The sequence below is a fragment of the Saccharibacillus endophyticus genome (genome assembly GCF_013185185.1).
GTDB classification, from domain to species: Bacteria; Bacillota; Bacilli; order Paenibacillales; family Paenibacillaceae; genus Saccharibacillus; species Saccharibacillus endophyticus.
Genome location: NZ_JAAZWE010000001.1, coordinates 43,604 through 64,867 on the forward strand (window position 1 = coordinate 43,604; position 21,264 = coordinate 64,867).

15 protein-coding genes are annotated in these 21,264 nt (G+C 52.4%); 12 read left to right on the forward strand and 3 right to left on the reverse strand.

Translation table 11 applies throughout. The annotated features are described in order from the left end of the window. From HRQ63_RS00200 to pepF, 8 genes are all read left to right on the forward strand, one after another. A complete protein-coding gene (locus HRQ63_RS00200) occupies window positions 1–2,481 on the forward strand; it encodes a tetratricopeptide repeat protein (protein ID WP_172237353.1) in 2,481 nt (826 codons plus the stop codon). Window positions 2,482–2,498: 17 nt separating this feature from the next. Further along, a complete protein-coding gene (locus HRQ63_RS00205) occupies window positions 2,499–3,194 on the forward strand; it encodes a DUF1266 domain-containing protein (RefSeq protein WP_172237356.1) in 696 nt (231 codons plus the stop codon). 89 nt (window positions 3,195–3,283) lie between these two features. Further along, window positions 3,284–3,886 (forward strand): nitroreductase family protein, encoded by a 603-nt coding sequence (locus HRQ63_RS00210; protein ID WP_172237359.1) that lies wholly within the window; start codon window positions 3,284–3,286, stop codon window positions 3,884–3,886. 779 nt (window positions 3,887–4,665) lie between these two features. Then, window positions 4,666–5,232, forward strand: a complete 567-nt coding sequence (locus HRQ63_RS00215; protein ID WP_172237362.1) for a hypothetical protein — start codon at window positions 4,666–4,668, stop codon at window positions 5,230–5,232. Window positions 5,233–5,572: 340 nt separating this feature from the next. Further along, complete coding sequence (locus HRQ63_RS00220; RefSeq protein ID WP_172237365.1) at window positions 5,573–5,929, forward strand: hypothetical protein; 357 nt, start codon at window positions 5,573–5,575, stop codon at window positions 5,927–5,929. Between the two features lie 80 nt (window positions 5,930–6,009). Continuing rightward, a complete protein-coding gene (locus HRQ63_RS00225) occupies window positions 6,010–7,245 on the forward strand; it encodes an MFS transporter (protein ID WP_172237368.1) in 1,236 nt (411 codons plus the stop codon). A gap of 198 nt (window positions 7,246–7,443) precedes the next feature. Next, the gene (locus HRQ63_RS26115; protein WP_172237371.1) at window positions 7,444–9,345 is read left to right on the forward strand and encodes a cellulase family glycosylhydrolase; all 1,902 of its coding nucleotides are present in this window, start codon (window positions 7,444–7,446) and stop codon (window positions 9,343–9,345) included. Between the two features lie 175 nt (window positions 9,346–9,520). Further along, complete coding sequence (pepF, locus tag HRQ63_RS00235) at window positions 9,521–11,338, forward strand: oligoendopeptidase F (protein ID WP_172237374.1); 1,818 nt, start codon at window positions 9,521–9,523, stop codon at window positions 11,336–11,338. A gap of 147 nt (window positions 11,339–11,485) precedes the next feature. Here the strand turns inward: pepF and HRQ63_RS00240 are convergent, their stop codons facing one another. From HRQ63_RS00240 to HRQ63_RS00250, 3 genes are all read right to left on the reverse strand, one after another. Next, the gene (locus tag HRQ63_RS00240; RefSeq protein ID WP_172237377.1) at window positions 11,486–12,130 is read right to left on the reverse strand and encodes a nitroreductase family protein; all 645 of its coding nucleotides are present in this window, start codon (window positions 12,128–12,130) and stop codon (window positions 11,486–11,488) included. Between the two features lie 391 nt (window positions 12,131–12,521). Continuing rightward, window positions 12,522–13,118: a YjgB family protein gene (locus tag HRQ63_RS00245; protein ID WP_172237380.1), complete on the reverse strand. Its 597-nt coding sequence runs from the start codon at window positions 13,116–13,118 to the stop codon at window positions 12,522–12,524. A 112-nt stretch (window positions 13,119–13,230) separates the two neighbouring features. After that, a complete protein-coding gene (locus HRQ63_RS00250; protein WP_216673812.1) occupies window positions 13,231–15,537 on the reverse strand; it encodes a helix-turn-helix domain-containing protein in 2,307 nt (768 codons plus the stop codon). 588 nt (window positions 15,538–16,125) lie between these two features. Here HRQ63_RS00250 and HRQ63_RS00255 point away from each other — a divergent pair. From HRQ63_RS00255 to HRQ63_RS00270, 4 genes are all read left to right on the forward strand, one after another. Continuing rightward, window positions 16,126–17,088 (forward strand): ABC transporter permease, encoded by a 963-nt coding sequence (locus HRQ63_RS00255; protein ID WP_172240417.1) that lies wholly within the window; start codon window positions 16,126–16,128, stop codon window positions 17,086–17,088. A 34-nt stretch (window positions 17,089–17,122) separates the two neighbouring features. After that, window positions 17,123–18,028, forward strand: a complete 906-nt coding sequence (locus HRQ63_RS00260) for a carbohydrate ABC transporter permease (protein ID WP_172237383.1) — start codon at window positions 17,123–17,125, stop codon at window positions 18,026–18,028. Window positions 18,029–18,095: 67 nt separating this feature from the next. Then, the gene (locus HRQ63_RS00265) at window positions 18,096–19,703 is read left to right on the forward strand and encodes a type 2 periplasmic-binding domain-containing protein (protein ID WP_172237386.1); all 1,608 of its coding nucleotides are present in this window, start codon (window positions 18,096–18,098) and stop codon (window positions 19,701–19,703) included. A 153-nt stretch (window positions 19,704–19,856) separates the two neighbouring features. Further along, entirely contained in the window at window positions 19,857–21,260 is a 1,404-nt protein-coding gene (locus HRQ63_RS00270) for an alpha-L-fucosidase (RefSeq protein WP_172237389.1), read from the forward strand. Window positions 21,261–21,264 lie beyond the last annotated feature (4 nt).

Below are 21,264 nucleotides of genomic sequence, written 5' to 3' on the forward strand. Positions count from 1 at the left end.
ATGAACATTTGGGCTACGCTAGGAATTGAACCGACGTCGGAATTGAAGACGATCAAGCGGGCCTATGCTCGTCGTTTGAAGGAATGTCATCCGGAGGAAGATCCGGAAAACTTCCAACAGATCCGGAGAGCGTACGAATCGGCACTCGAAGAAGCCAAAGAGCTTGCCGAGCGGGATATCCGAGCCCGACTGAGCGCCAGCGAGCTTGAACAGTTGAGAAGCCTTGAGCCCAGTGCGGCCAGACCGGGAGACGAGTCGCCGATCACTATCTTTTTGCGTCGCTGCGAGGAGTTATATGCGGATATTTCCAGACGGATCGACCCCGATGAATGGCAGGCTTTGCTTGACGATGAGCTGTTCTGGCCAATCGAGATTCGCGAACGCATCGGAGACGAATTGTTTGGCTTTTTGCTTAAGCATTCTTTTTTGCCCAAGAAGGTGTTGAATCTGCTGGACGGGCATTTCGAGTGGACAGTGAGAGAGCGCAGGCTTTACGAAGACTATGACAAGGCGGAGACCACGCTGTTCATGGAACGCTTCTCCAGCTTCTGGGAGCTGCGCTATGACCGCTTATGGACGGATGAGCCTTACGATTACGATGCTTTTTTGCGGTTTCGCGAACAGGCGCATTATGCGCTTGTCGTGAATGATTTGGACTTGGCCGAGAAGGCGCTTAAAGGAGCGGCGCTGCTCAATAACCGGGAACCGGACTGCCTTCGTCTGATTGCTTTGTTTTATATGCGAAAAAATCAGCCGGATGCGGCGCTTCAGGTGCTGGAACAGTGGCTGAAAGACGAACCGGACGAGCCGGAAGCGCGACTGATGCGGGCCGATGCGTTGCTTCGGCGCGAGAACCCCGAGCTTGCGCTGGCAGACTATCAAGAGTTGTTGGAGCTTCTGCCCGGAAGTATTCATGCCCTGAGCGGAATAGCGGCCTGTAAAGAAGCACTGGGTCAGCCGTGGGAAGCCAAAAGGGTATACGAGGATCTCTGCGCGCGTTACCCGGAAGATCTGGATGCCCAGATCCGTCTGCTTGTTCTCAATGACAAATTGGCCAATGAACTGACTGAAGGTGAAGGCGATGCCCTGGCGGGTACAAGAACGCTGGCCGAGTTATATCTGGATACCGGACGGGAAGCCGAATGCGTGGCACTGCTTCTTGAAACGGAGCAAGGACAACCGTTAAGCGCCGAGCTGAATTTTCTGCTGGGCAAGGCGCTGGGGAAACTGGAGCGATATGCAGAGAGTGAAGAGCGGCTCGACCGTGCGGTGAGTCAGACGGAGTCCGAACCGCTGAAGCAGTCCGATGTGTTGAAACTGCGCGGCCTGATTCGAATAGCGCTGGAGCGATTCGAAGAGGCGCGCGATGATTTGAAGCGCGTGCTGCTGTTCCAGCCGTCCGACCCGGAAGCTTTATACCGCTTCGGCGAGTCGCTCCGCATGGAAGGACGTTACGAAGAAGCGCTTCAGTTGCTCAATCATGCGCTTGAGCTGTCCTCGCATTGGTACTATCATTCGGCACGCGGCGATTGCTTCTATTCCCTGCGTCGTTATCCGGAAGCGCTGCTGGATTATCTTCGCGTGATCCAATATGATCGCGGATTGACCGAAGCTTGGTTCCGCGCCGGTTACTGCTTTTTGCGAATCGGCGATTATGCGCATGCGGTGGAGTATTTCGGAGAGGCTATGGGACGCGGCTTCCCGGAGGCGATTCTGTTGCTGATGGCGGAGGCGCATTTTCGGGCAGGCGATTTCAAGTTGGCGGCGGAACTGGCAGATCGGTATAATCGCGAGCGACCGAACGACTATTACGGGCGCATCGTTGAAGGAGATTTGTATAGGGCATCCGATCAGGCGGCCGAAGCGCTGGAGCGTTACCGGAGCGCAGCTTTGTTGGCGCCGACGGAATATCTGCCGCTGCGGCTGGTTGCCGAGATGCTGCTTCGGCTCGATCGGGCAGAAGAGGCGGAAATGGAATTGGCGTTGCTTGCGGAGCGGCATCCGCATCGAGGCTGGGCGCATCTGCAGCGCATCCGCCTTCTGATCGAGGCCGGACGCTGGAAAGAGGCGGAGACGGCGATCGTGCGCTATACCGAACAGATCGATCCGAAGGAGCAAGACCCGTTGGTCTTGTTCTACGGAGGCTACATTCTATTCAGGATGGAGCAGTATGAGCAGGCTATCGAATTTTTGGAAGCGGCTTGCAAGGTGGGGCTTGAACGCGAGTCCGAGGAGTATTTGGTTCGCTGCCTGGCTGCGCTTGGCCGGTATGATCAAGCGGAAGCGCTTGCTTCTCAAGCTCTTGCCGCCGATGCTGCGCGGCCTATGTTGGTCGAGATCGGGCAAGCGCTGGAAAGGCATTCTACCCGCAAATGGAAATTGCTGCGCCGCAGCCGCGAAGCTGAACTGCCCGAAGTCGAGGCTCGCCCGGTTCTGCCCGAGCCTGAGGGAGAGCGGCTACCTGACATTCACGGATTTTAAGGAAGGAGCGGGAGCCTATGGAGACGCTGCGTATACGCGATACCGATCAACGAACCCTGCGCATATTCGCGATCGGAGCCGTGTTGTTTCGGATGAACGGACTGTTGGAGGAAACCGGCTTTGCCTGGCCGGCTTCGCGGAAAGACGATCTTCGCAAATTATTGGCGCATACATGGTCGGTAAAGGACGAAGAGTCATTGGAAAAGCATCTGAACTGGTTATGGGAAGAAGGCGGGCAAGCCTCTTATCGCAAAACCGAATCGTTTCTCGGTACGTTGTCTTTTCGCGATCGGGAGACGTATTTTGAACGTTTAAACGGCAATGCGGCTCTATTCAACCATGCTCGCCTCGTGCAGATGTACAGCGGCAAGCTTCCTCCGGCGGGAATTACGGCCTGGGATTTGGGTCAGTACGTTTTTATTTGCCGAACGGCACACTCCGCAGGATGGATGGACGCGGATCGCTCGCTTGAATTGGCGACTGCGGCTGCCCATCGTGCGCAACAACTCTATCGCGACTGGACCGAATTTGCCGTGGCCTACCTGGCTGGGCGGCAAATATGGACCAATCAACCTTCTGCGGAAGCGGCGAAACCTTATATCGATTGCGTGTCGAAGCTGCTAACCGAATCCAACAGCCTGTGGAAACGTCTGGATTGGAACATGGATTTGCTCACAGAACGTTCGATTAACCCAGCGCCAAACTCGGAATGAAAGTGTTGACTCTCTAACTGAACTGATATATAGTTTATTACGAAAAGTTATTTAAAATACTTTCGTGAATCGACGAGGAGGATTTTACCGTGGCAAAAGAATTTTTCGAGGCGCTTAAATCCAGACGTTCCATCTACGGAATCGGCAAAGATGTTTCCGTAAACGAAGCGAAAATTCAAGAAATCGTGGAAGATGCAGTAAAATACACCCCGACTTCGTTCAACTCCCAAACTTCCCGCGCGGTTGTTTTATTCGGCGAACAGCACGATAAAGTCTGGGACATTACCTTGGCTGAACTGAAAAAAGTAGCAGCATCCGAAGAAGCGTTTGCTGCAACGACCGATAAAATCAACTCGTTCAAAAGCGGTTACGGCACGATCCTGTTCTTCGAAGATCAGGATATCGTGAAGAACCTGCAAAACCAATTCGCTCTGTATGCCGACAACTTCCCGATTTGGGCCGACCAATCTTCGGGTATGCTGCAGCTGGTGGTATGGACGGCGCTTAACGACGAAGGTCTGGGTGCAACGCTGCAACACTATAACCCCCTGATCGACGCAGGCGTGCAAGAAGCTTGGAACCTGCCTTCGAGCTGGAAGCTGAGAGCGCAAATGCCTTTCGGCAGCCCGCTTGCACCTGCCGGCGAGAAAACTTTCCAACCCGTGGAAGAGCGCGTTAAGGTGTTCAAATAAAACGACTGAGGGCGCTGCGGGAGAAATTCGTTCAATCCGCTGTCTCACCCGGAAAAACCGATTAGAATTTTAGTGGAAGTTTTCCGAGTTCAAAGGCGTATTTCACTGAATTTCTCCCTCCGCTTACGTCGCTTTTTTGTGTGTAGGTAATTGAAAAGATAAGGGCAAGAAGCAGAAATTTCTGCTTCTTTTTTGTTTGCTTAAAAAGAAAAAATAAATCTTTTCTACTTTGACAAAGGGCTTTCTATATCTTAAAATAGAACATGTGTTCTTGTCTGATTGAAAGAAAGAAGAATTTTTATATAACAGCTCTTCTGCATAATGAAAATTGCGCGAAAATTGAGGGTTTAGTTATAGTCAATCTTTAAAAATCCCTTAAGTATCAACTAACCCCACCGTAACTGGAAGCGAGAAGACGAAGAGAGAAATTCAGGTCAAGACGCCTTTGAACTTGGAAAACTTCCCTATAAAATTTCAATCCAGTTTTCCAAGTGAGACAGCGAATTGTGAAGCATTTCGAAGAAATGCACTTCGGAAGCCTATGCTGGCAATTTTTCTCGCAGTCTTCTTGCTTCCCGCTCCCCTCCCAAGAATCCCCTTACAAAAAAGTCGATATTGTAAGAACTTCTTTATCTAATCGATACTCTTTTTTTAATACCAGGTCCTATAATGAAAACAAGAACGAAATTCACAAAATAAGTTTTCGCAAGCAAGCGTTCGGGTAATAAGACTTACCGACAACTTGCACATACAGGAACCTCTGAAAGGGGAGAGCAACTATGAAAAAAACAACACTCGGCATGATCGGTACAGGTATCTTGGCCTTTATGATCGGATTCGGATATTTCCCGGTTTCCAACGTGATAACTCCGGCGGCAGCTGCTCCCGTAGAACAAACAACAGGCGTAAGCGAAGAGAATTCGGCAGAACAAACATATACGGTATTCATCAATTCGGTTGAAAAAGATGCAGCAGGCGCAGTTCAAGTCGAAACGGATCGCATCGGTTGGTACACGGGAGAAGCGGCGGACAAGCTCTTCTTGCAGGACAACCCGGATGCGGCTGAAGAACTCGGCGGAGCACCGGACGGTTATTACATCGTAAACAATGACCTCACTGAAGTAAAACTGCCGGTTGCGGCAGATGCAGAAGTGCTGATGCAAATTTACGACCGCACGGGCAACTACGAAGACATGGAGATTAACTGGAACGAATTGATTAGTCTGGATAAGTTCGACGCCCAATACAATAACCCGCTCGGATTGCTTGACCTCAGTGCCTTCCCTTACCACATTACCGTTAAGGACGGCGTGATCGTCAAGATCGTGCAGCAATACATTCCGTAAGTGAAAATGACGGAAAATCAGCAACTTCGGCAGGAATTATCCCTGTCGAAGTTTTTTTGTTCACAGAATAAAACGGTTACAAATCGGGTAATAAAAAATTGAGATTTACATGCTATTCAAATTCTTATATAGTCATGCTATAAGAATTCAACTTGTCTACGACACATGAGAAATCAGAGATTGAGAGAGGTCTGAGGCTTATGTGTTCGCAATGGCTGGAGGCGGATATTTATCGTGTCATCAAAAGTCAAAATTGCAGGTTGTGCGCTACTGGTCATTCTGTTCGAAGCAGCGGGAGTGCGGTCGTTTTTGTACCCTGATTATGTTCAGGCTGCGATGTATGCAGGCGCTGGCGTTATACTGGCTTCTTCGCTCGTCCGCCGTAGAGTTTAATCAGGCAAAAGGTTCGACATGCGGAGTTTTTCTCCGCGTGTCGAATGCAATCAAACCGAAAACGTTTTTCGATCTCTGCTCGGAGATTGGAAAGCGTTTTTTGTTCGGGCATAATTTATCTTTACATGTCGAGCGGGAAAGGATAGACTGTGAGACAGACTCGAAAGAGATCCCGGCGCGCGCCGGGGCAAAGAAAAGCTTCTTTTTGCGATTATTGAGCGAAAATTCACAAACTTCTTTTATTCGGAAATTTGGAAAATCGGTTGAAGTCGCCGAAAGTCGCAGCCTTCTTTTCCCTGGCTAGTCTCGGAGTCGGTATGTTTCTGCACGAAACGATACTGCCCCGAAGGCCGCGCCCACCAAGAGGAAATGGGGAGAAGAAGAATGGAAAATGTTAAGGTACTCAGCAAGCCAAAACGAAGAAGCCTGCTCAGAAGCGTAGGCATGAGTTGGTTGTTCGATGCAATGGATGTGGCGTTGATTTCGTTCGTCGCCGCGGCTCTGGCTATCGAGTGGTCGCTCAATCCGCAGCAGTTGGGCGTTTTGACTGCGATTAACTCGGTCGGCATGGCGATAGGCGCCGCTTGCGCCGGCATTCTCGCAGACCGTTTCGGACGTAAGTCGGTCCTTCTCTGGACGCTATTGATTTTCTCGCTGGCGAGCGGACTGTCCGCCGTCGCAACCGGCTTTGTGATGCTGTGTATCCTCCGGTTTATTTCAGGATTCGGCCTTGGCGGAGAGCTTCCGGTCGCATCCACGCTCGTATCGGAATCGGTACCCGCGAATGAGCGAGGCCGAACAGTCGTCCTGCTGGAGAGCTTTTGGGCAGGAGGTTGGATCGTTGCCGCGCTGATTGCTTATTTCATCATCCCGAACTTCGAGTCCGGCTGGCGTATTGCTTTTGCATTGGGCGCATTACCTGCTTTTTACGCCCTTTATTTACGGAGAAAGATCGATGATTCGCCTCGTTTTATTTTGCAGCAGAAGAACAAGGTGAAGGCAGAGAAGATCAGTCTCAAAAAGCGATTCGCTCAGGTTTGGGCACCCGAATATCGCAAAACGTCGATCATGCTCTGGATTCTCTGGTTCACCGTCGTGTTTTCCTACTACGGCATGTTCCTGTGGCTGCCGCAGGTCATGGTCTACAAAGACTACAGTCTGACGAAAAGCTTCGAATACGTGCTGATTATGACGCTGGCGCAGCTACCGGGTTACTTCACCGCTGCCTACTTTATTGAAAAGTTCGGACGCAAGTTCGTTCTGGTCGTCTACTTGGTCCTGACTGCGGCAAGCGCGATCTGGTTCGGACTTGCCGATACGACAGCGACATTGATTGCGGCAGGCATCTGTCTCTCCTTCTTCAATCTGGGAGCTTGGGGTGGCTTGTACGCGTATACGCCTGAGCATTATCCGACCAGTATCCGAACCACGGGCGCAGGCCTTGCGGCTTCGTTCGGTCGGATCGGCGGGATTATCGCTCCGTTCCTGGTAGGCTGGCTAATCTCGCAGGGCGTGGCGATTACCGCGATTTTCGCTATGTTCTGTATCATGATCTTGATCGGGGCCGCTGCTGTCGCTTTCCTGGGTAAAGAAACCAAAGGGACGGAATTGGCAGAGTAACTCTCAAAGTCCGCTTCCGGCATAAAATACAGTTATAACGGTCCGGTCCCGATAGGGATCGGGCCTTTTTCCATTAATCGAGTATTTTTGAAAGGTACGGCCGAGAAAAGGGTAATAATTGGAAGGCGTATCCATCGAAGCGAGTAGGTTAGAGAAGCGCATAACGCGCAATTTCAGAAACGCAATGGAGGGGAAAGGATGCACAAACGTTCATGGAGAAAAGGAGTAAGCGTCATGCTTGCTTTTCTGCTGGTTGCCTTACTGGTTGCCTGCGCAGGTCCCGGCGGCTGGGCTTCCGCAAAAGAGGCACCCGGTAGCGGCAAAACGGAAAACGGGCAGCTTGCGGCTTCTAAAGCACTGGCTCCGGTACATGCGGCAAAAAAGTCGGCGTCCAGCGCTGAGAGCTTTGTCGGTAAGCACGGGCAGTTGTCGATCCAAAACGGCAAACTGACCGATGCTTCCGGGAATCCTGTGCAGTTGAAAGGGATGAGTTCCCACGGCATTCAATGGTTCGGTGATTACGTGAACAAGGATAGCATCAAGTGGCTGCGCGATGATTGGGGACTGAATGTTTTTCGCGTAGCGATGTATACGGAGTCGGACGGTTATATCTCTAATCCTTCTCTGAAAAACAAAGTGAAGGAAGCCGTTGATGCCGCGATCGAGCTGGGCGTTTATGTCATCGTCGACTGGCATATTTTATCCGACGGCGATCCGAATACGCATAAAACGCAGTCGAAAGCCTTTTTCAAAGAGATGGCTCAGACTTACGGAGATACGCCGAACATCATCTATGAGATTGCCAATGAGCCGAACGGTAACGTCAATTGGAACAATCAGATCAAGCCTTATGCGGAAGAGCTGATTGCCACGATTCGTGCCGAAGACCCGGATAATCCAATCATTGTCGGTACGGGTACATGGAGTCAGGACATTCACGATGCTGCGGCTTCTCCGCTGACCGATAAGAACGTGCTGTATGCGGTCCATTTCTACGCCGGTACGCATGGTTCATGGCTGCGTGACCGGATCGATGCCGCGATGGCGGAAGGGCTGGCCGTGTTCGTGAGTGAATGGGGAACAAGCGATGCTTCCGGCAACGGCGGCCCGTTTTTGACGGAAGCCAAGCAATGGACGGACTACATGGCAAACCGGGGCATCAGCTGGGCAAACTGGTCGCTGGCCGATAAGCAGGAAGCTTCCGCGGCGCTGGCGCCCGGAGCAAGCTTTACCGGAGGCTGGACGCAAGCGCAGCTCAGCACGTCAGGCAAATTCGTCCGCGAGCAGATGCTGGCGGGATCGGGGAGCACGGGCGGAACGAATCCGACGCCAGTCGCGCAGGTTCCTGCTCAGGTTAAAGGACTGGTCGCAACCGCAGGCAATGCCAAGGTCGCGCTCAAATGGAATGCGACAACCGGAGCCGATAGTTATATCGTGAAGCGGGCGGAAGGCGGCGGAACGTATACCCTATTGAAAAAAGGCGTAACTCAAGCTTCCTTTACCGATACGACAGCGGTAAACGGCAAGACTTATCGGTATAAAGTAGGTGCCGTCAACACGAAGGGAGCAGGTACGGATTCGGCGGAAATCGCGGCCAAGCCGATTTCGCCGGGTACGAATCCTCCCGTAACACCGCCTTCGACGGGAAGCGGAGATTTGAAGCTGTTGTATCGAATTTTGGATGATAACGCGTCGGATAACGCTTTACGTCCTGTTTTCAATATCCGTAACAGCGGTTCGAGTGCCGTGGATTTGAAAAACGTAAAAATTCGTTACTATTATACCAACGAAGGCGGAGTCAGTCAGAATTACTTCTGTGATTGGGCGCAGATCGGGGCCTCCAATGTCAAAGCCGCTTTCGGCAAGACGAGCGGAGCGCCGGCAGGAGCTACCGATTACGTAGAGCTTTCTTTTACAGCGGGAACGATTCCGGCAAACGGGGAAACCGGCGAGATTCAGTCGCGTATTCATAAGTCGGACTGGAGCAATTACGATGAAACCGACGACTATTCGCATAAAGCCGGACGAATGCAATTCGGCGAATGGAATCGCGCTGTAGTCTATGTGAACGGCGCAGTTGTCTACGGAATCGAGCCTTAACGGAGCACCATTCCAAAGCTTACCTGGGTTGGCATTTTTGCAACGATGAAGACTCCGCGTTAGAATAAAGAGGCGGGTTCGCGAAGCGGAAACGAAAGACGATAGGCGCGGGCGCATACGGTCGGGATTTTTCCGCCGTCGCCTGCGCCTTATTTCATGAAGAGGAGTGACGGCAATGAGTGAGAAAGTGTTAACGCGTGCAGAGGTGCCGGAGTCTTCGACCTGGAATCTGGAGCATCTGTTTCTGACGGAAGAAGACTGGAATAAGGAGCTTGAAGGGGTGCTGGCAAGCGCGGATGAAGTGACCCGGTTCAAGGGACGTCTGGGAGAAGGCGCAGACTTGCTGCTCGACTGCCTGAATGCTCAGGAGGCGCTGATGGAACGAGCTCGCAAAGTCGGAGCTTACGCACATTTAAAACAGACCGAAGACGGGACCAACCCGGAAAATCAAGCACGTTCGGCCAAGTCCGGCGACGCATTGACCAAGCTGGGTTCGGAATTCACGTTTATCGAGTCCGAGATTTTGGAATTGCCGGAAGGAACGATTGAAAGCTATTTGCAAAAAGAGCCGGGACTCGCGGAGTTTGCACGCAGCTTGAAACTGCTGCTTGCACAGAAACCGCACAGCCTGTCGCCGGAAACGGAAAAGGTACTGGCGTCTTTGTCCGAAGTTCATGGTGCGCCGTATCGTACATACCTGCGTGGCAAGCTGGCTGACATGACGTTTGAAAGCGTGGAGGTCGAAGGAAGCCGTTACCCGGTGTCGTTCGCTTCTTACGAGACGAATTACGAGATGAATCCGAGCACCGAACTGCGCCGCAGTTCTTTTGCTTCGTTCAGCCGAGGGCTGCACGCTTACCGAAATACCTTCGCCGAAGCTTATGCGGCTGAGGTCAAGCGTCAGGTCGTGATGTCACGCCTGCGCAATTACGACTCCGTAACCGATATGCTTCTGCGTCCGCAGCAGGTGACAGAGGAGATGTACAGCGCGATTCTTGATACGATTCAGACCGAGCTTGCCCCGCATATGCGCAAATACGCGGCTTTGAAGAAAAAAGTGCTGGGTCTCGATACGATGTATTTCTGCGATCTGAAAGCTCCGCTTGATCCGGAGTACAGTCCGTCGATCACTTATGAGGAAGCTTGTAAAACGGTGCAAGACGCACTGGGCGTATTGGGCGAAGAATACGGCGAGATCGTCGAAGCCGCCTTCACGCAGCGTTGGGTCGATCATGCAAGCAACGTCGGCAAGTCGACAGGCGCGTTCTGCTCGTCCATTTACGGCATGCACTCGTACATTCTGATGTCATGGTCGGATAATATGCGCGGCGCGTTCACGCTGGCGCATGAAGTGGGTCATGCCGGACATCTGATGCTCGGCGCCCGTTATCAACGGATGACGAATGCGCGTCCGTCGCTCTACTTTATCGAAGCGCCGTCGACGATGAACGAGCTGCTGTTGGCCGAGCATCTGCGTTCGCGTTCGGACGACAAGCGTCTGCGCCGTTGGGTTATTATGCAGCTGCTCAACACGTATTACCATAACTTCGTAACCCATTTGCTTGAAGGGGAGTTGCAGCGCCGCGTGTACGCGCGCGCCATGAACGATCAGGCGATTACGGCTAAAGCATTGAGCGATCTGAAGGGCGAGGTGCTGACTTCGTTCTGGGGCGATGCGCTGGAAATGACGGAAGACGCGAAGCTGACCTGGATGAGACAGCCGCATTATTATATGGGCTTATATCCGTACACGTACTCGGCAGGCTTGACTTTGTCTACGGCGATGATGCAAAAGATCCGCGAAGAAGGTCAACCGGCGATCGATCGTTGGCTGGAGACGCTGAAAGCCGGGGGTTCGCAAACTCCGCTGGAGCTGGCGAAAATGGCAGGGGTCGATATGTCGGATACTGCTACGATTCGCAGCGCGGTGGATTATGTAGGCTCGTTGATTGATGAATTGAGCGAACTTTTCGAAGACGAGAAAATCGGGTAAAAAGCGAAGCGAGAACAGACTTTGGTTCGAATGTTGCGCGCTTAACCAAGCGATACGGCATACAAAAAAGACCGTTACGCGGGAATGTTCCATTCCTGCGTAACGGTCTTTTCATCATGGCTTCATACGCGGTTCCAGTCGGAGCAATCAGAATTGATCGAACGTTACGAACTCGGATACCGGCTTGCGGTAACCGCGAGGGCGGCGCTTCCCCGTATCTTCTTTCCCGATCGCGATCAGCATCACCGGAGTCATATTGTCCGGCGCGCCTACCGCGTCGCGTACGGCTTGCGGATCGAAGCCGATCATCGGGCAGGTGTCCCAACCTTTGTCCTTGGCAATGAGCATGAACATCATAGCCGACAGGCTCGCATTACGAATCGCTTCTTCCTGTTGGAACCCTTCGCCGCGCAGTTCATAAAATTCGGTAACATCGCGAACCGTAGTGTCGAATTCCATCCGGTCGATAATCCCGAGCGAAAGGAAGCCTTCGTTCATTTCGGCAATATGCGTATACGCCGACTTGTCGCCGAACACGGCAATAACGGCAGAAGCCAGCTTGATCTTATATTGACCGCCGGAAGCTTGATAAATCTTTTCCTTCACATCCTCATTCATCACCGGCACATAATGCACATGCTGAAGATTAAAAGCCGAAGGGGCCAGCTTGGTCAATTCGAAAATTTCAGTCAATTCCTGACGCGAAATCGGAGTCTCCGGTACGAACTTGATCGCTGAATGACGATTTTTAAGCAGAGTAGTCAAATCTTGTGCGGTAGTCAGTTCCTGCATGATGAACACCTACGTTTCTATAGAATGGATGATCCGTAAAAGCGATTTATGGTTATTATTCTTGTTTGATTGCCTTCTAAGTTGCTTTATATCATTAGGATAATAGATAACTAAAAGTAAGTCAATGAGTTTTTAAGATTTTCTCCTCATTTTTCGCAGCCTTGTCCTCATGTTTCGAATCTCTTTTGAGCGATTGTACAAACCAAAAAGAGAGGGCACCGAGTCTGCTAAGACTCGATGCCCTCTCGTACGATCTTCTGCCTCCAAGAAAGCTGAAAGCGAAGGGAGAAATTCAGTGAAGGACGCCTTTGAACTTGGAAAATTCCATTTTTAGTTTAATCAAATTTTCCAAGTGAAACAGCGCCCTGAACGAATTTCTCCCGCAGCGCCCTTAAGCTTTCCCCTCCACCAAATTAATATGCGACAAATCCAACGAATTATTAAAAATAAACTCGATATTGTATTCTCCGCGTTTATACGTCAACTTGGTCTGCGTTGTATTCCCGTTTTTAATCGTTGTCGCAGACGTTGGCGCGTACCAGTTTTTCTTTACCATCGCCATCGTGATCCCGCCGATATTCGTCTGGCGCTCCACATTGGTACCGAAATAGCGAATTTCCTTCAGTACGCCGGAAGTCGTGTAAGACATGGCATACCCGGGATTACCCATGTTGGCCGTATAGCTATCGAAGCCGTTCACGGAAGTTCGAGCTACTTCAGGCTGGCCGAATTTATCAATGATTTCGCTCCGGGTTGTTTTCCCTATAACAAATCCGGCAGGATTGCCAGGAAATTCGCCTTTAAGAGCGGGTTTGTAAAAAGAGTTGAGTTTCTCCTGAGCCATGGCTGTATCCGAAGCCGTCGGGGCTTGGGCGGCCGAAGCGGAAGGAAGCTGAATTTGCGCAGCCGCTCCGAACGAGCCGATCGCGACTGCGCTTGCCGCCGATAAAGCCAGAAGTGTTTTGCGTACTCGAGTAATAGTGGTCATGAAAATTCCTCCTTAAAAACAACAGCTGATTTCGAAGTATGATACTCCTTACATATTACCTAATTCGGAGACATTGAAACAAGCAGCCAGCAAAAAGAAGAACCCGCGGATTTCAGGCTTCTTCTTTTAATACGCCTTTTGCCGAGCCGGAAAACAGCTTCCGGTATTGACCCGGCGTATGACCGGTTTCTTTCTTGAATTTCCGGATAAAGTTCGGCGCGTCCTGATAGCCGATCCGTCCGATGATTTCTTTGAGCGGTTCGTCCGTCGTCGTCAGCTGCACGATTGCTGCGGCCATTCGTTTATGCCAAATATATTGAACGAAGTTCGTCCCGACCTTTTCCTTGAACGAGCGGCTGAAGTACGACATGGAGATCGAATACTTGTGCGAGATCGTCTCCAGGCTCAGCGAGTGGTCGGCGTAATGCTCGTCGATATAGGCGACGATCGTATCCATCAGCGTGTGCGCTTCGCATTCTTCTTTTTGCTCGATTTGTTCGCATAGCTTGTCTACGAGCTGCAAGAAATAAGGCTCCAGCTCCTCGGGCGAAGAGAACGATTCAATCGGAGGAATGCCCCCGTGCAAATTATCGATTCCTGCCTCATTGGCCGTTTTTAAAATCGTGTTAAGAATGTCGAAGCCGATACAACGCATATAACGTGCGGAAAGCCCGGGAATCCGCAGTGTATCCAAAGCTTCGGCGACCGAACGTGCAGCCACGTCGGCGCTTCCTTGCTTGAGACTCTGAGTCAGCTTGAGCAGCACATTTTTCGGTACCCAGTACGCTTCGCCGGAGTCAGCTGTCAGATCGCTGAAGTACGCAATGCTCGCTCCGCCGCTGCGGGTGCGCGATTCGAACGCCGAGCAGGCTTCGATAAACGATTGACTGAGCCGCTGAGCTCCCGTCGAACAAGTGCCGATCCCGATTGCCGGGTTCAAGCGACCGATCCCTTGCAGATGATCATGAACAGAGCGGGCGATCCGGTCGATCTGTTCCGCTTCATCTAACTCTTCGAGCGGATCGAACCCGACGATCAGCGCGATCTGATCCGGCTTTTGCAGTTCCACGCTATGCAGCTTCGCGCCCAGCTCCGGATATTCCGCCTCGGCCAGCATGGTCAGCATCAACTGCCAATCGCGCGTCTCGTCCGTCGTTGCGCCGGGGCGTTCGCGACCGATCAGCATCGTAAAATAGCGAGCGCGATCAAAGTTCAACCCGAACGATTGCAGCAGCTCGGGAGTCGGCTCTTCATCGCCGCCGTGGCGCAGCAGCATCAGCAAGAAATGATTGCGCGCATAAGGCTCCTGCAAATCCGCCTTCGCGCTATAAGCTTGCAGCGCCGAACGAATCCGATCCAATTCATTGCCCGGTGCCGCGTCATGAACCGGATCGGAATCGCCCGACCGCGAAGTCGGCTTGGACTCGGCAAACTCGGACAATTGGAAAATCGGGCTGTATTGCCGACGCGCGAGCAGCCACGCGCCGAGCGCGCCGAATACGACGACGATCGAGAAGAGCGCTGCGATAAAAGTACGAATATGCAGAACGCTGCTGAAAAATTGAGAGCTTGGCATCAGCGTCACGTATTCCCAGCCGTTCAGTTCGGATTTCACCGAGACGACGGAATGCGGAACGCCGTCGATCGCGATGCTATGCGTTCCGGTGGATAGCGAAACGAGGGAGCCGAGCGCGTCTTCTCCCAATGCTTTCTCCTGATTGCTTTTAACCGCCAGAACTTGTCCTTCCGAGTCGAAAATATAGGAAGACCCTTCATACCCGCCCAAGATCGAATCGATCAGGCCGGTCAGACTGGATTCTTTAACAAAGTACATTAATGTGCCGTGCGGATTCGGACTGTTCGGCACGATCGGAACCAAATAAGCCAGCGTCGACTGCTCGAAGCCGGAACCTCGACTTACCAGATCGGCAGGGCGCATCGTCGCGAAACGCGTCTCGTTCAGATCGGTTTCGACCGTGCCGGCTTGCCAGTTGCGGAACCGATATTTATCAGCAAATACGTCCAGATCATACATGCCCACACTGGAATAAATACGTGGATCCCCCCGGAAGTATAGAAACATCTCATCAATGATTGGACTTGCCGCTTTATAATTCCCTAACGCGTCGATCGCTTCAAGACTGTAATACGGATCATGCACGCGATAGCGGCTGAGCCTCGGATCATACGCCGCGCGCGAAGCGATATCGTTCAACTGCTGCAAATGAGTATCCACGATCGTCTCGGCCTGAGTGAGTTGGTTGAGATGGGATTGTTCGATTTGCGCGCGTAAATTGGCCGCCGTATTGTGATACAGCACGAACGTCAGACAGATCAGCGGAATGAGCAGAACGAACAGATAAGAGGAAATATATTTCAAGAAGAGCCGTGATTTGAAGTAACTCGGTTTCACTTTCATCTTCATTCTCCTTTCCCGGTCTCTGTTTTCAATAGCATCTTGTCAACGATAAAAGTACTGAATGTAAGCCTTTACCTTCTGTCTAAAGTGTACGAAAGTATGGGATTGTCGGACAATATGTAGAATTTGACCAATTACAGGAAGGATCAGCGGCGCTGTCTTTCGGTTTCGGATATGTTGTTTTTTACTTTTGGACAGAAATAGAAAACATTAATCTTTCTTCGCGATGTGAAATTTGATTGGTTTTTCATGAAAAAACCAGTGATTCTGTAATGTATTCTAACACATTTCCCAGTCGATGCGATTGTCAAAATTTCCGGCAGAGCCAAAACCACATATTTACGCTCCGCCTTTCGTTCTGTAAACTCGCTGTAAACCCAAATCAACGAAACGCGGAATGAAGGCAATGGAAATGCTTACAAAAAAATAGGCGCGCGCAAAATCCGATCAGAATATACGGGAATGCCGAAAAAAGGATGCGCCGGAAAGGAGAAGCACCTATAAAAACGCTTGTCAGGTAATATGACTCTTCCATATCTTAATGCGGCCTGATCGGCAAATTCATTTAAAAAGGGAGTGAAGACGATGATGCACGAGGGCGCAAAAGCGGTGCTTGATCAACAAGACGTACCGGCCAAACGAAAAGGCAAGAAGCTTTTCAAAAAAATCATGCGCAACTGGCAGCTGTACATCTTTATGGCTCCCGCGCTGCTGACCGTCATTATTTTCAACTATGTACCGATGTACGGGATTCAGATCGCGTTCAAAAATTACATCCCCGCGCTCGGCATGGCCGAAAGCAAATGGGTCGGCTTCGATCATTTCACCCGGTTTTTCGAATCGTACTATTTCTGGGATCTGATGTGGAATACGCTCAGTATCAGTTTGTACGGATTGCTGGTCGGATTTCCGCTGCCGATCCTGCTGGCGCTGGCGTTCAACGAGATTCGCACCGGTCCTTTCAAAAAGACGGTTCAGACCGTTACATATGCGCCGCACTTTATCTCGATGGTCGTCATGGCCGGCATGATCATCACGTTCCTGACGCCGTCGACCGGCATGATCGTCAATCTGCTCGAAGCGATCGGGGTCACGCCGCCGAGCTTCCTGACCGATCCGCGCTGGTTCAAGACCGTCTACGTGCTATCGGACGTCTGGCAGGCCACCGGCTGGGGAACGATCATTTATTTGGCCGCTTTGACTGCCGTCGATCCGGGACTGCACGAAGCCGCCATTCTCGACGGAGCTTCCAGGCTTCAGCGGATCCGGCATATCAATTTCCCGGTAATCATTCCGACGATTACGATTTTGTTGATCCTGAACATGGGCGGACTGCTCGGCGTAGGCTACGAAAAAATCCTGCTGCTGCAAAATCCGCTCAATATGGAAGCTTCCGACGTCATCGCCACTTCCGTTTACCGAACCGGCCTGCTCGAAGCGCAGTACAGCTACTCGACCGCCGTCGGTTTGTTCAACTCGATCGTGAACGCAATCCTGTTGATCGTGGTCAATCAGGTAGTGCGCCGCACGAGCGAGAACAGTCTCTGGTAAGCGTGAAAATGATGAATTCAGGGAGGGATGAAGGATGGTCAGTTCGATTAAAGAAACCAAGCAGGACAAAGTCTTTCTCGCTTTCGTGTATCTGATCTTGACGGTGGCGCTCGTGATCGTCGCGTATCCGCTGATTTATATCCTGAGCGCCTCGATCAGCAACCCGACCATCGTGGCCGCCGGGGAAATGTGGCTGCTGCCGAAAGATATCACGTTCGAAGGGTATCGCCGCGTGTTTCAGGACTCCAGCATCTGGAACGGTTATATGAACACGATCATCTATACCGTCGTCGGTACGCTGGTCAATCTGGTTGTTACGCTGCCGGCCGCTTACGCGCTGAGCCGCCGCGATTTCGTCGGACGCAACCTGTTCATGATTTTGTTCATCGTGACCATGTTCTTCGGCGGCGGATTGGTTCCGACTTATCTGGTCGTTCGCAGCCTCGGACTCGTCGACAGCATGTGGGCGCTGATTCTTCCGGGAGCGACCTCGGTTTGGAACCTGATCGTGTGCCGGACGTTTTTCCAGTCTTCGATTCCGCGAGAATTGCAGGAAGCGGCGGAAATGGACGGGTGCAGCAATTTCCGCCTGTATTTCCGCATCATCCTCCCGCTGTCGACCGCGCTGATTGCCGTCATGGCTCTCTTTTTCGGCGTCGGACATTGGAACAACTACTTCTCCGCCATGATCTATCTGAACCAGCAGGAGAAATATCCGCTTCAGCTGGTACTTCGGCAGATTCTGGTCCTGCAGCAAATGTCGGCGCAGGCCGGAACGATCGACGCGACCATGGCGACTTCGCTCAACAACAAAGCCGAAGTCGCCGCACTCGTCAAATATGCCGTCATCATCGTCGCGACGCTGCCGATCATCGCGGTGTATCCGTTCCTTCAGCGTTACTTCGTGCAAGGTGTCATGATCGGTTCCGTCAAGGGCTGATTTTGCATAGTAGGTGCTTGTCTCGCATAACCCGCAGGACCATCAGAAAAAAGGGGAGGATTTCGGTATGAAAAAGGGACGTAAAAAAGGAGCAATCGCATTATCCGGTTTGTTGTTGTTCTCGGTGCTGGCTTCGGCCTGTCAATCCGGAGGAACGTCGACGGAGAAAGCGGCGGAAACGGGCGGCGCGGTCAGCAAAGACGGATTCCCGATCGTCGAGCAGCCGATCACGCTGAGCGTGTTCGCGCCGAGCGCCGATATGGCGCCGTGGGACACCATGCCGGTCATCGAAGAGATGGAGAAGCTGTCCAATATCAAGATCGAGTTCCAGACCGCGCCGATCGACAGTTTCCCGACGAAAAAGAACTTGGTCTTCGCCAGCGGCGAACTGCCGGACATCCTCTATGCCGCGGACATCACGCCGGCCGAGCAGGTCAGCTACGGCACGCAGGGACAGCTCGTTCCGCTTGAAGACCTGATCGACAATTACGCGCCCAACCTGAAAAAAATCCTCGACGAAAATCCCAACGTGCGCAAATCGATCACGACGACGGACGGTCATATCTACGCGCTGCCGTTTATCGACACGACGGCGGTCTGGTACCGCGGCCCGATGTGGTACAACGGCGAATTCCTGGAAAAGCTGGGCGTGGAAGAGCCGAAAACGACCGACGAGCTGTACGAATACCTGAAACGCGTCAAAACCGAAGACCCGAACGGCAACGGCCAGGCCGACGAAATTCCGCTGACTTCGGTTAAGCTGGACGACCTGCGCATGTACTTCCTCGGTTTCTGGGGCATCTATAACGAAGTCTACTACGCGGACAAAGACGGCAAAGCGCACTACACGCCGCAGGAAGAAGGCTATAAAGGCTATCTGACCTTCCTGAACAAACTGTGGAATGAAGACCTGCTGGATCACGAGACGTTCTCGCAAACCGATGAGCAGAAAAAAGCCAAAGGCGCGAAAAACCAACTGGCGCTGTTCAGCGACTTCTATCCGTACTTCACGCTCGGCGGAACCGAAGAAACGATGGAAGATCCGATGATGACGCCGGTCAGCAGCGAAATCGCGGATACCCCGGTTTACGGCAAACATCCGGGCATGTCGTCCAACGGCACGTTCGCGATCTCGGTCACCAATCCGAATCCGGAAGCGAGCATGCGCTGGATCGATTATCAATACGGATATGACGGCGCGACGCTATGGACGCAAGGACCGAAAGGCATGATGTGGGATTACGTGGACGAAGCGACGCACGAGAAAAAGTATCTCGAAGTGCCGAACGGCGGCGACCGCGAGGAATTCCGCGCGACGCTGACGCCGAACTACGGCATCGTGACGCCGGGTGTCAATATCCCGGATCTGACCAACGGCCTGCGCAGCGAAGTGGAAGACTGGGTCGTGCAGCAAAACGAAGAAAAGCTCGTGCCGATCGCCAAAATTCCGTTCCCGAACGTGTATCTGACCAACGACGCGCAAACGGAAGTCTCCGCGCTGCTGTCCGATCTGAACACGTACGTGGAGCAGATGGAAGCGAAATTCGTTACCGGACAAGAACCGCTGAGCAACTGGGACGCCTATGTGGCGCAGCTGAAAAAAATGGGCAGCGACCGCATCGTGGAAATTTATCAGGAAGCCTACGATCAGTGGAACAGCGAAAACGCGCAGTAAACCGTTCGTAACGGATAGAAGAATGCGGCAGGCGTCGTTTGAAATCAAAAAACGACGCTTCGTCTAAGAAGTGAATCGAAGAAGCGAAAGATGAAGCGGCGGACTCCGTCTTCATTTTTCGCTTCTCGTTTTATCAAGGAGGACAATCGAACAATGACGGATATGAAAATGACGGAAGAAACTTCGGAAGTTGAAGAAACGGTCGTTCACGAAGGCGTGCACAATTACAGCAGCGAAGACGAATGGGTCAAGCCGGAAGATCCGTTGATTCTGGAGCGGCTGGAATGGTTCAAAGACCAGAAACTGGGACTGATGATGCACTGGGGACCTTATTCGCAGCTCGGCGTGGTGGAATCTTGGGCGCTCAGCGACGGCGATGCCGATTGGGCCAGAGACTGTATCGACTGGGGCGTGGAAGGCGAAGAGTTGAAGCGCGAATATTTCGATCTCGACAAAACGTTCAACCCTATCCGTTTTCAGCCGGAGCTGTGGGCCGATCTGGCCGCGGAAGGCGGATTCAAATATTTGACGTTCACGACCAAGCATCACGACGGCTTCTGCATGTGGGATACGCATACGACGGATTATCGCATTACCGGGCCCGAAACTCCGTTTCATCGTCATAAATACGCGGATATCTGCCGGAATCTGTTCGACGCGTTCCGCTCCCGGGGGCTTGCGATCTCGACCTATTTTTCCAAAGCGGATTGGCATACCAAAGACTACTGGGCACCCGGCATGGAGCGCGGCGAGAAAATGTGGCGCGGCCCGTCTTACGATCCGAAAGAGTACCCGTGGCTGTGGGAAAAATTCGTCCGGTTCACGCATGAACAGATCACCGAGCTGATGACGCGTTACGGACGCATCGATATGCTCTGGCTGGACGCGGGCTGGGTCAACGAGCGCAGCGGTCAGGATATCCGGCTCGGCGAGCTGGTCGACAATATCCGCCGCGAGCATCAGCCATGGCTGCTGTCTGCGGACCGGACGGTCGGCGGCGCGTACGAAAATATCATTACGCCGGAGCAAACGCTGCCCGAGCGCCCGCTGAACGTGCCGTGGGAAAGCTGCATCACGATGGGCACTTCGTTTTCGTTCAATTACGAAGATCGGTACAAAAGCGTGCGCGAGCTGGTTCATCTGCTGGTCGAGATCGTGGCGAAAGGCGGCAATTTGGCGCTCAACGTCGGCCCTCAGCCGGACGGGCGATTGCCTCGGGCGGCGATCGAAGGCATGAAGGGATTGGGCGCCTGGCTGAAGGTGAACGGGGAAGCGATCTACGGAACGCGAATCTGCGAGCCTTACGCTTCCGAGGATGAAAAGATTCGGTTTACGCGCAAAGGCGACGTTGTGTATGCGATCCGGTTGTACGGGGAAGGTGAAGCCGTCGAAACCGAGCTTGCCGTTCCGGCAGTCGGCGGGTTCGAACGGGCTTCGTTGGTCGGAACGGAAAGCGAACTGCCGATGCGAGGCACGGACGCGGGCGTAACCGTGACGCTGCCGGAATCGGCCGCGGCGGAAGGAACGCCGATCGCTCTGGCGATCCGGTTGGAGTAGAACG